Origin of the sequence: Kitasatospora sp. NPDC017646, assembly GCF_044329365.1 — a bacterium.
Classification (GTDB): domain Bacteria; phylum Actinomycetota; class Actinomycetes; order Streptomycetales; family Streptomycetaceae; genus Kitasatospora.
On sequence record NZ_JBIRJC010000071.1, the window covers coordinates 1 to 10,958 of the forward strand.

10 protein-coding genes and 1 pseudogene are annotated in these 10,958 nt (G+C 70.1%); 7 read left to right on the plus strand and 4 right to left on the minus strand.

Going from position 1 to position 10,958, the window contains the following annotated elements:
• The 4 genes and pseudogenes from ACH4J0_RS40675 to ACH4J0_RS40690 all read left to right on the plus strand — a co-directional run.
• Positions 1-88 (plus strand): annotated as a pseudogene (locus tag ACH4J0_RS40675) (lytic transglycosylase domain-containing protein); the annotation flags it as partial.
• 462 nt (positions 89-550) lie between these two features.
• Positions 551-2,617, plus strand: coding sequence for a multicopper oxidase family protein (locus ACH4J0_RS40680; protein WP_396246241.1), 2,067 nt, complete (start codon positions 551-553; stop codon positions 2,615-2,617).
• A 480-nt stretch (positions 2,618-3,097) separates the two neighbouring features.
• The gene (locus ACH4J0_RS40685; protein WP_396246242.1) at positions 3,098-3,445 is read left to right on the plus strand and encodes a hypothetical protein; all 348 of its coding nucleotides are present in this window, start codon (positions 3,098-3,100) and stop codon (positions 3,443-3,445) included.
• A 687-nt stretch (positions 3,446-4,132) separates the two neighbouring features.
• A complete protein-coding gene (locus ACH4J0_RS40690; protein ID WP_396246243.1) occupies positions 4,133-5,056 on the plus strand; it encodes a hypothetical protein in 924 nt (307 codons plus the stop codon).
• Between the two features lie 528 nt (positions 5,057-5,584).
• Here ACH4J0_RS40690 and ACH4J0_RS40695 read toward each other — a convergent pair.
• On the minus strand, positions 5,585-6,031 hold the full coding sequence (locus ACH4J0_RS40695; RefSeq protein WP_396246244.1) for a Rid family hydrolase: 447 nt from the start codon (positions 6,029-6,031) through the stop codon (positions 5,585-5,587).
• A gap of 47 nt (positions 6,032-6,078) precedes the next feature.
• Positions 6,079-6,753 (minus strand): HD domain-containing protein, encoded by a 675-nt coding sequence (locus ACH4J0_RS40700; protein WP_396246245.1) that lies wholly within the window; start codon positions 6,751-6,753, stop codon positions 6,079-6,081.
• 71 nt (positions 6,754-6,824) lie between these two features.
• Here ACH4J0_RS40700 and ACH4J0_RS40705 point away from each other — a divergent pair, with 71 nt between their 5' ends.
• Positions 6,825-7,829 carry a GlxA family transcriptional regulator gene (locus tag ACH4J0_RS40705; RefSeq protein WP_396246246.1) on the plus strand — a complete coding sequence of 335 codons (1,005 nt, stop codon included), beginning with the start codon at positions 6,825-6,827 and terminating at the stop codon, positions 7,827-7,829.
• Between the two features lie 64 nt (positions 7,830-7,893).
• Here the strand turns inward: ACH4J0_RS40705 and ACH4J0_RS40710 are convergent, their stop codons facing one another.
• A complete protein-coding gene (locus ACH4J0_RS40710) occupies positions 7,894-8,274 on the minus strand; it encodes a nuclear transport factor 2 family protein (protein ID WP_396246247.1) in 381 nt (126 codons plus the stop codon).
• Between the two features lie 112 nt (positions 8,275-8,386).
• On the opposite strand from ACH4J0_RS40710, the gene ACH4J0_RS40715 reads away from it, so the two are divergent.
• Positions 8,387-8,968 (plus strand): TetR/AcrR family transcriptional regulator, encoded by a 582-nt coding sequence (locus ACH4J0_RS40715; RefSeq protein WP_396246248.1) that lies wholly within the window; start codon positions 8,387-8,389, stop codon positions 8,966-8,968.
• Between the two features lie 342 nt (positions 8,969-9,310).
• On the opposite strand, the gene ACH4J0_RS40720 is transcribed toward ACH4J0_RS40715, so the two are convergent.
• A complete protein-coding gene (locus ACH4J0_RS40720; protein ID WP_396246249.1) occupies positions 9,311-10,159 on the minus strand; it encodes a MerR family transcriptional regulator in 849 nt (282 codons plus the stop codon).
• A gap of 140 nt (positions 10,160-10,299) precedes the next feature.
• Here ACH4J0_RS40720 and ACH4J0_RS40725 point away from each other — a divergent pair, with 140 nt between their 5' ends.
• Positions 10,300-10,704 carry a nuclear transport factor 2 family protein gene (locus tag ACH4J0_RS40725; RefSeq protein WP_396246250.1) on the plus strand — a complete coding sequence of 135 codons (405 nt, stop codon included), beginning with the start codon at positions 10,300-10,302 and terminating at the stop codon, positions 10,702-10,704.
• Positions 10,705-10,958: the final 254 nt, after the last annotated feature.

Genomic DNA, 10,958 nt, shown 5'->3' on the forward strand with positions numbered 1-10,958 from the left:
GATCAAGTGGACGCTGGACTACATGAACACCCGCTACGGCAGCCCCAACGCCGCCTGGGCCTTCTGGCAGACCCACCACTGGTACTGAGCCGACCCCCTCGGCCCCGGCAACACGGCCACCACCTTGACCTCCCTTCCCCTCACCCCGGGGTCGGACAGGGACCACTGGGATGACCCGAGAGGGCCCGTGCCCGCGCGATCCGCGTGGCACGGGCCCTCTCGCGGTTGTACGGACCCTTCGGGTCGATTCCCGAGACCGGCTTGGTTGGAGTGGGGGCCACCACGGTCCATCGGCCCCTGGGCGCCCGGACGCCGCGAGCGAAGTGTGATGCCCTGCCCGAAAACAGCAGGGTGATGCCAGGGCCGGATCCAGCCCGGCCCTTCTGGAATCGGTGCCGATCGCTCAGCGATGCGCGGGGCGATCAGCACCGCTCACCGGAAGGGAGGTCTGCCACTGCAGTAGTAATCCAACGATCAGACTTTAAGGGGTGGGGCATGTCGACTGACAGAAATGACGCCGCGTTCCAGAACGTGCGCATACCATTCGAGCGTGATCAAGGATGACGGCCCCCTGGGCAATTCGCATGCTGCTGATGTCGCCGGTCATTCTCTGCCGAGCCGACGCGAGCTGCTCAGAACCACGGTGGCGGCAGTCGGCGCCGCGGGATTTGTCGGCGCACTTGCGGACGGGCGTGCCTACGCGGTCAATTCCTCATCCGCGTCGGATGCTCTTCGAAACGGTCGGCGCCATCCCCAGCCTTCGCGGCTATCGGGAGGCGCGCTCGATCCGTCGTCCGTACCCAAGTACAGAACGCCGCTGTTCCTTCTCGGAAAGATGCCCAGCGCGGGCCGGGACTCCTACCGCATCGCGATCCGTCAGTTCCGACAGCAGATCCTGCCGATCGGGATGCCGGCCACCACGATCTGGGGTTACGGAGCCGTGGGCCACGAGCAGTCGTTTCATACGCCGGGCCTGACCATCGAAGCCCGTGTGGATCAGCCGATCTCCGTGACATGGGTCAACGACCTCGTCACCTCGCACGGCTTCCATCTGCCCCATCTATGCGCTGTGGACCCCACGCTGCACTGGGCGAACCCTCCTGGCGGAAGGGTCGGACGTGATTCGCGGCCCACCTTCTCGGCCACCCCCGGGCCGTACACGGGACCGGTGCCCATCGTGACCCATCTGCACGGCGGGTACAGCAGGGAAGAAAGTGACGGATACCCGGAAGCCTGGTACCTGCCGGCATCTCGTGATATTCCCCGTGACTATGCTCGTGTAGGTACCTATTACGACCGGTTCGCCGATCAGTTCCGTGACCGTTACGGCGTCCGCTGGCGCCCCGGATCGGCAACGTTCGCATACGGCAATGACCAGCGTCCCACGACTCTCTGGTACCACGATCACACCCTGGGCATGACTCGGGTGAATGTCTACGCGGGCCTTGCCGGTTTCTACCTGCTGCGAGGCGGACCGGCCGATCTCCCCCCGGGAGTGCTTCCCGGGCCGGCGTCGGGGCGGGACGAGCGAGACGGTGCCCACCCCTACGAAATCCCCCTGGTGGTTCAGGACAAGTCCTTCAACGCGGACGGGTCGGTGTTCTTCCCCAGCAGTCGCGGATACTTCGGGGACACCCCGCCGGACGGTCCGTGGATCCCCGGTACCGATGTTTCACCCATCTGGAACCCGGAGTTCTTCGGAACCACGATGGTCGTCAACGGGAACACCTGGCCGGTACTCAACGTGGAACCGCGGCGGTACCGCCTGCGCATCCTCAATGCGAGCAACGCCCGTACTCTCATCCTGAAGATCGCTGCTGACGCCACGGCCCCCCGTCCCGTCAGCCCCGCACTGCCCTTCTGGCAGATCGGGAACGACCAGGGATTCCTGCCGGCTCCGGTCCAGTTGGATCAACTCCTACTGGCCCCCGCGGAGCGCGCCGACGTGGTCGTCGACTTCACCGGCGCCCCGGTTGGCAGCGAGCTCTACTTGATCAACGAAGGCCCGGACGAGGCATACGGCGGCGGCGCACCGGTCACCGACTTCACGCCGGCGGACATCACGACCACGGGGCAGGTCATGAAATTCACTGTCGTCCCCCTTGCCTCCACCGACACCAGTGTCCCGCCGTCGCAGCTCGCGCTTCCTCCGGTCCCGGCGCTTCCCGGGAGCCGGGCGGTCCGGAAACTTTCACTCAACGAAGAGGACTCCGCGTACTTCACCGGAGCGCCCACGATGGACATGCTCGGCACAGTCACGCCGAGTGGCTCAGCCACCCCGCTCCCATGGTCGGACCCGGTCACCGAGACGCCGGTGAAGGGCGAAACCGAAATCTGGGAACTGTACAACTTCACCGGCGACGCACACCCCGTCCACATCCATCAGATCGGATTCCAGGTCCTCGACCGCCGAGCGATCACGGGCGGCGCAGTCTCACCCCCACAACCGGGGGAAGGCGGATACAAGGACACCGTGATCGCATTGCCGAGTCACATCACCCGCGTCAAGGTTCGTTTCGGCATCGCGGGACGGTACGTCTGGCACTGTCACATTCTGGACCACGAGGACAACGAAATGATGCGGCCGCTGCAAGTACTTGATCAGCGCAGCCACTGAGGTCTTTCCGGCGGTGATCGCTCGGCGGCGGGATGAAGAGACCGGCCGCCACGCGGACATCCTCCGCGAACTCCTCGACGGCACGGGGCCGCTGACACAGGCCGCCGCTGACTGGTGGGACGGGCTCAGCGGGCAGTGCTCCCGCCCGGGGCGTCCAGCCGCTCCGCTCGTTCGTCACCCACTGAGTTCCGTGAACTCGGGGAAGTCCGGCGTCTTGGCTGCATGTTCCCGCATCCACCGCGACGCTGGTCCACTGCTGCGGCCGGCCCACGTTCGATGGCCTCCGCAAGCGCAGTGGCCCGCAGGAACGGTAGTTCCTCCTGCGGATCCTGCGGGCTGACGACCCTGGCGGCCGGGCGCCGGAGCTGGTGCCACACGGGGCCACCGGGCCGGCCCAGGTGGCCTCTGCACAGGTCGACGGTCGCGGAATTGAGTACCCGTACTCAAGACGGTGCCGGGAGTCAGCGTGAGGATGGCCGGATGCCGCGGTGGGTGATCGACGTTCTGGTGGCCGTTGTGCTGACCGCCGTGGAGGTGGTGGCACTGGTCCTCGCCTTCTTCGCCCTCGCACTCAAGGGGTGGGCGGCGGACAAGTCGGGCCGCGGGGTCCCACGTGGACTGAGGCGGATCGGCTGTGGCGTGGCAGTGGTGTCCTTCGTCCTGCCCTTGGCGTGTGCCTACGGGCTGTTCCTCCTGCGACTGCCGATCGCGGCGACCGCCCAGTGCCTGCTGGTGGTAGCGATACCGTTCCTCCGATCCGTCCTGGTCGGCGCGAACCGTCTACGGGAACGCGTGAAGCGTCGCCGGTCCGGACGCCAGCGACGTTGATGCCAGGGCGAGTGGCGGGTGGTCAGACCTCCACGCGGCACCTCGGCGCCTCCTGGGAGGGCTGGCGGGCCTCCCGGGTCCTCGGTCCGCGCAGCCCGTCGGCGGGCGTCCGGGTCCGCTTCCTTGGCCCGCTGAACGCCCTCTCCGGCAAGCTCCACCCCGCAGAACTCGGACGACAGCGACCAGGACCAGCGGAACGGGGCCTCGCCCAGGCCGGCCGGACGGCCGACTGCCCACCAGCTCGATGGGTCGCGCGAGGCATCTGCCCGGTCACACCGAAGCTTGACGGCTGTCAGCGAGGTTTGACCGGCGCTGCCCATCGCACAGCCCGTCCCGGGCCCGTCAGACGAGAGAACGGCGGCCCGAAGCGAGGCGCAGCACCGTACGGCGGCGGCACAGGACAACCCTCCAACCGGACACGGGAGAGGCAGGCTCCCGGAACGACGACCGGGACCGGGAACAGCGACCCGAGCGACCCGGGAAACGGCAGCTTCCTGAACCGGTCCGCTGAGCGGGACCACGGCCGCCTCGCTGCCAGGTTCACGCCCTGGCGCCCGGGGCTGTCGGGCCATCGGGTACGGTCACGGTTTCAGGTCCGCTCAGTTCCGTTGACGGTCCGTCCGGATCGCCACCGGGGGAGCGGGTGGATCCCACCCGAACCATGTACAACCCCTAGGGAGCTTCCTCGTGCACCAACTCCTGCGCCGGAGCCTTCCGGCCCTCGCCGCCCTCGGCATAGCCGTCGGCGCTCCGCTGCTCACCGCCGGCACCGCCCAGGCCCAGGCCGAGCACGGGTGCGGCACCGTCGACGTCCAGTTCTCCGTCGACGGCGGCAAGAGCTGGATCTCCGACGGCCGGATGTCCCAGCCGCACGGCGTCATCCAGGTCCGCCTGGTCGGCGACGTCGTGGACGGCTGCGACTACCGGGTCTCGCTGGCCTCCTACGACACCGAAGGGCCGACCTGGGCCACCTCGGGCAAGCAGACCTTCCTCGGCTGGGCGACCACGACGCTGCGCAGCGGGAACCGCCAGGCGACCCTGGACGTCTCCGCGCACCTGCCGAAGTGCTACGGCCAGATCGACCTGTACAACGGCGACAAGAAGTTCGACGGCGTCGCCAACCCCGCGCCGAGGTACCCGGACGGCGTCTTCCCGGACAACCTGATCTCGGCCTGGAACGGCGGCAAGGCCTGCGCGCCGACCCCGACCGGCACGCCGACCGTCCCGGTGCCGACCTCCTCGGCGTCGCCCACGGCCACCGCGACCCCGCACCCGACCGGGACGCCCACCGCCACGACGACGCCTTCGGCCACCGCCACCGCCTCGCCCTCCACCACCGCCAAGCCGTCGGCGCCGGCCACCACCGGGACGCCGTCCAGCGGCACCCCGTCGACCGCCCCCGCCGTGCCGGCGCCGTCCGCCCCGGCGGACACGACCGGCCCGGTCGGCAAGCCGACCGCCAATCCGGTCTCGACCACGCCGGCCAGCACCCTGGCCAGCACGGGTGGCAACAGCAGCCAGATGATCGTCTACGGCGCTGGTGGCGCCGCGCTGCTCGCCGTCGGCGGGGGCGCACTGGTGATCGCCCGCCGTCGGGGCGCCCGCCGCTGACGCGGCACCGCTGAGGTACCCAGGACGCCCGCGGTCCCCGGACCGCGGGCGTCCGTCGTCCGTCCACCCCCGGACGGTCCGGAACCGGCGCCGGTGCCGGTGCTCCGTCGCGTCGTGCCGAGCTGGCGGCGGAACGCCCGCAGGAGCGTGTCGGTGGTCCCGAACCCGCCGGGGGTCTGACACCGCTCGTCGTTCAGCGATGACGCCGCCCGGTGCTGACACGGAGTGATATCGCCGAGGAGCGAAACCGCTTGAGGCCTTGCGCTGGGAGGACCAATGGGTTTCCGGTGGCTCGGAGGGCCTCGATGCCGCCCGTGTCCGAGATCGCTTGGCTTTCAGTCCTGACCCTGGGAACCGAGCACGCCGGGGGTCACCCTTCGGTAGCTGTCACGGGTGCCGGGCCGGACCGCCCCGCCACGCTCCAGCTCGCCTTGCGCGGCTTGTGAACAAGCCCTGCTTCCCACACACCGGACCGTGCGGCACGCCGGGCATGAGCCCTGACGCCCATGCCCGGCAGCGACCGCTGACTCAGTACGCCGCGGGAACACCGGACCTCGCGGCAGCGTCGGGGTACGCGGCGGTCGCACGGATCTCGACGAGGAGTCCCGGGCTGGCGAGGCCGCTGACCCCGATGATCGTCCAGGTCGGGTAAGGGGGTTCGACGAGGCGCTGCTTGGCCTCGATGAAGCCGGGAAGGTGCTGCCGGATGTCGACGTGGTAGCTGGTGACGTCGACGAGGGTGGACATGTCGAGGTTCTCCAGCCGGAGGATCTCTTCGATCTTCCGGAGGGCGATCTCGGTCTGCTCCTCGATGGTGTCCGGGATGGTTCCGTCGGCGCGGCGACCGATCGTTCCGGCGATGAACAAGAGGCCGCGCGCGCGGACCGCGGCGGAATAGCCGAAGCTGGCGAAGGCGCTGGTGGTCTTCCCGAAGACTGCGTTGTCCTCGGGGATCTCGACGGTGTGGACGGTCATTGCGGTGCTTCCCTTTCCTTGGTGACGGGGTCGTGGGTTCCGCGGAGTCAGTTGCCCCAGCGGGACGAACGGCAGGTGTGCTCCAGCCTGGTCCGTCCGAAGGTCTCGCGTTCGCGGAGGAGTTCGCCGGGGATCGTGTACCGGGGTGCGTTCTTCGGGCCTTTCGCTGCCTGCGCGACGATCGCGTCGGTGAGTGAGCGGATCATGTCCAGCCGCGGATAGGCGGCGTGCACGGCGTCGGCCTGCTCGTCGGTGACGGCGTCGACGTGGTCGGCGCCCACTGGGCCGCCGAAATCGAGGGCGACGCCCTCGCGGACGAGCAGGCACAGCGTGCCGCGGCGTTCCGCGATGCCCGGGGAGGTGTGCAGGGCGATGGCCTGCCAGACCTGGTCGGCGTCGGCCGCGGATACTCCGCGGTCGGTCAGGAATGAGGCGGCCCGGTCAGCGCCTTCGACCTCGAACCGCTGACGGTGCGGGCCGTCCGACGCCACGCCCAGGTCGTGCATCGCGCACGCGGCGAACAACAGGTCGTCGTGGTAGTCGTGGCCGGCGGCCAGGCCGAGGCGGCCGGCCACCAGCCGGGCGAACAGGTAACTGCGGATGCTGTGGTTGAAGACGGACGGCGTTTCCACCGGCCGGATGAGGTTCACGACGGCGTCGGCAAGCGGTGTGCCGGGCAGCGTGATCAGGTCGGCGGTCGCCTCGTCGGTAGGTCCGGTCATGTCTTCAGCCTGGCCGCGACCCCCCTGACCTGGTGAGAGGCAAAATTTCCACACTTCGATAGAATCTTGCCATGGCAGTGCATCGAGTCGCGGTCCTGGCGCTGGACGGGGTCACCCCGCTCGACCTGGCGATCCCGGCGCAGATCTTCACCACCCGGCCGGAAACCCCCTACGGGATGACCCTGTGCGCGCTGGACGAGAAGGTGACCACCACCGCGGGTTTCGCCCTGGTCGCTGACGGGGGCCTGGAGCAGGTGCGTACCGCCGACACCGTGATCGTGCCGGGATTCGAACCGATCCTCCCGTTGCCGGAAGCCGCGCTCGTCGCACTGGCCGAAGCCCGCGACCGGGGCAAGCGTGTGGTGTCGATCTGCACGGGCGCCTTCGCGCTGGCCGCGGCGGGCGTGCTGGACGGGCTGCACGCCACGACCCACTGGAAACACATCGACGAGTTCGAGCGGGGCTTTCCGGCCGTCACGGTCGACCGCGACGTGCTCTACGTCGACGAGGGCGACGTGCTCACCTCGGCCGGGGTGTGCTGCGGCATCGACCTGTGCCTGCACATCGTGCGCCGCGACCTGGGCGCGGAGGTGGCCAACCAGCTCGCCCGCGGTCTGGTCGCCGCCCCGCACCGAGACGGTGGGCAGGCCCAGTACGTGCCGGCTCCCGTCGCGGTGGCCGGTGAGGCGTCGCTCTCCGGTACCCGGGGATGGGCCCTGCAACGGCTCGGCGAGCCGCTCACGCTGCGCGTGCTCGCCCGGCACGCGGGCCTCTCTCAGCGCACCTTCATGCGCCGGTTCACCGAGGAGACGGGCACGACCCCGTTGCAGTGGGTACTCAACGCCCGGCTCGGCAGGGCGCGGGAAATGCTGGAAACCACGGAGCGGTCGGTGGAACAGGTGGCGCGGGACTGCGGGCTGGGCACGGCAGCCAACCTGCGGCTGCACTTCCGGCGCGCACTGGACACCACCCCCACCGCTTACCGCCGCACCTTCGCACGCTCGACGTCACACGGTCCGGACCGTTCACCTGCGTACGAGCCACAACCGGCGCGGGGATCCCGCGGCGGGCGGTGAGATCGGTCGCGCGCGGGTCCATTCCCCGGTGTTCGCTAGGACCCGTTCGGGACCTGGGTCCTCGTCAGACGAAGAAGGCGTTCATGCCGGGGACGTCGGACAGGTAGGTCTCGATGTCGGTGATCCTGCCGTCGCGCAGACGGCAGACGGTGGTCAGGTGCTCGTCCAGGACCGCGTCCGGGCGCTGGGCGGTGTTGTGCAGCGACAGGGCCATGTTCTCGCGGCTGACCAGGACGTGCAGGAGCTCGAAGGAGACGCCGTAGGAGGCGATCTTCCGGGCGCGCTCGATCACGGCGTCCGCGCCGAGGACGGTGCCGCTGACGGTGTTGTCGCCCGGCAGGGTCCAGGTGGCGTCGTCGTGGAGCATGGACCGGATGGCCGGCCAGTCACCGGTGATGAGTGCGGCGTGGAAACGTCGGCCGAGGTCGTGGGCGGTGGTGGTCATGGCAGTCCCTCCGGGGTGGTGGCGACGAGCTGCTTAAAGCAGATCGGTTTGCTTTAGGGACGGTAACGCCCTTCCAGCACTAAAGCAATCGGATCTGCTTTAAGCTGGGGGCGTGAACGCCGAAACCCCCGCCAAGCGTCCCGGCGGCCGCAGCGCCCGCATCCAGGCCGCGGTCCACCAAGCCGTCACCGAGCTGGCCGGCGAGCGCGACGCGGCCGAGCTGACGATCCCCGCGGTGGCCGAGCGCGCCGGGGTCAACCCCACCACCGTCTACCGGCGCTGGGGCACGCTGCAGGCCCTGCTGGCCGAGGTGGCGGCCCTGCCCGGGGTCGACGTCCAACCTCCCTCCAGCGGCGATCTCCGTACGGACCTGGAGGCCTACGCGATCCGGACGCTGGCCGATCTGACCCGCCCCGGCGGCATCGCGTTCTTCCGGGCGGAGGTCTCCCCCGACATCGACGAGCGCCGCGACGGCCTCCGGGAATGCCTGCAACGCGCCACCGCCGGCCTCGACACGGTCCTCGGGGCCTCCCGCGTCCGCGGCGAAACGCCGCCCCCACTCGAACGGCTGCTCGACAGGATCGTCGCCCCGCTCTACTTCCGCGTCGTCTTCTCCATGCCGAACACCGACGAGGCCTACGCCCGCGCGCTGGTCGCCGACCTGTTCAGCGAACGCTCCCGACCGCAACACTGACCCGCCCAGTGAGCCCGCCCTCCTCCGCCGGGGACCGCGGCGACGACCTGGTCGGTCGGCTCCAGATGAGAGAAGTCCTCGTCGTCGGTGACCAAACGCAAGGCGTCTCGCTCAGCTCGGGGTGGAAGCATGAAGACCACCTCTTCGAGCTTGTCGCGGGCCCAGCCTTCGCCGCAGCAGGGGCAGGTGAATTCGGCCTCCCACGACTTCCAGCGTCGCTTGGTCCCGTGGTTTTCCACGCCCGGTGGGTCCTTGACCGGAAAACGGCGTCTGAAGACCGGCAGCACCCGGCCCCCGCGCAGTCTTCACCCGACAGCGTTCCAGCACGCCGGCGCTGCCTGGTCAGCGGGCGATGGTCACGGGGTCGGCGACGGCGGTACGGAAGACCGGCCAACAGACTTCGGTTCGCCACAGTGCGCTGTCCGACGTGTGGCGTTGGCCGACCGGGTAGTACTCGCGGATCGGGCCGTCGACGGCGAGCGCGTGGCGCGCGACGTAGGCGGCCAGCGTGCCGTAGGCGCGGTCGACCTCGGAGGGCGGCCCGCAGTGCTCGATCACGGCGAGCTCCACCGCTGGGACCAGCAGCGGTGTGACCCGGCCGACCGGCCGGACGGGGCGGTCGCAGGGGACGAAGACGGTGGCCCGCCCCCGGTGCAGCGTGAACAGCTCGTCCGCGTACACGCCGCCCGCTGGGCCGGTCTCCCGCAGCGCCTGGCCCGCCACGGTCGCGAACAACTCGCCGAGGGCGCCCTGGAACCAGGCTCCGACGTCCTGCGCATCGACAGTCGCCGTGACCGCCGCGGCCCGGACCGCCCCGACACTGCGCAGCTCGATCGCGGGCGAGTCCCCGGCGACGGGCGGCGACAGGAGGTCGCGCAGTGCCGCCACCGCACGCTGGGTGCGGCCCAGCTCCTCCTCCAGCCGGTGCAGGTGCGCGTTGATGTGCTGGTTGCGGGTGGGGACGTCGGGGGCGGCCAGGACGGTCCTGATCTCCTCCAGCGGCATCCCGAGGTCCCGGAAGCGGCGCACGACCTGGGCGGTCGGGATCTGCTCGGTCGAGTAGCGGCGGTAGCCGGTCCGGGGATCGACGTCGGCGGGTTCCAGCAGTCCGACCTCGTGGTAGTGGCGCAGGGTCTTGACGGTCATGTGGGTGGCGCGGGAGAAGTCGCCGATCGACAGGTGGCTCGTCACCCCTCGATTGTGCGGCCTCCCGTAGCGGGAGAGTTCGGCGGCGTGCCCTCCTTGATCCTCCCGCGACGGCCGCCGGGAGTGTGGTGCCACGGCCGGAGCACGGCCGTTGATCGCTTACCGAGCAGGGGAGTCGACCCGCCATGTCGCAGACCACCGCAATAGACGTCGACCGGATCGTGCAGCGCTACGTCGCCGTGTGGGGCGAGCCGGACCCGGCCGCACGCGAGCGCGCCGTCGCCGAGCTGTGGGTTCCGGACGGCGTCGAGTTCGTCGAAGGCGCTCAGTTCCGCGGCCACGCCGGCCTGGTGGACCGGGTCGCCGAGGCGTACGGGCTGTTCGTCGCCACCGGCGACCACCGCGTCACCTACGACCACCGCGTCAGCGTTCACGACGACGTCGTCATGTTCACCATCCAGCTGACGTACGCCAAGGGCGCCCAGGTCGACGAGGTGGCTTTCGCGGCCCGGGTCTTCCTCGTGCTGGACGACAGCGGCCGCATCCTTCAGGACTACCACCTGACCGTCCGGCCGCTGCCCGAGGCGTAGGGCCTGGCAGGGATGGTGTTCTCGCCGTCCGGCTCGAGGGTGGCGACGACCTCGGCGCCCGGCGACCAGGGCGGGTGCGGCGTCCCCGGGTACTGCACGCGCATGGTCCGCTCCCGGGTCGGCTGGTGATCCGTGATCCGCCGTCACTGTAGGAGCCGCCCGGGCAGTTCGCTGCTCGGGCCGCCCCGGGGGGCCCCGCCCCCCAAACCCCCGGGGTTGGGGGCGGGGGCCCCCGGCACAGCCGGGGGCGGCGG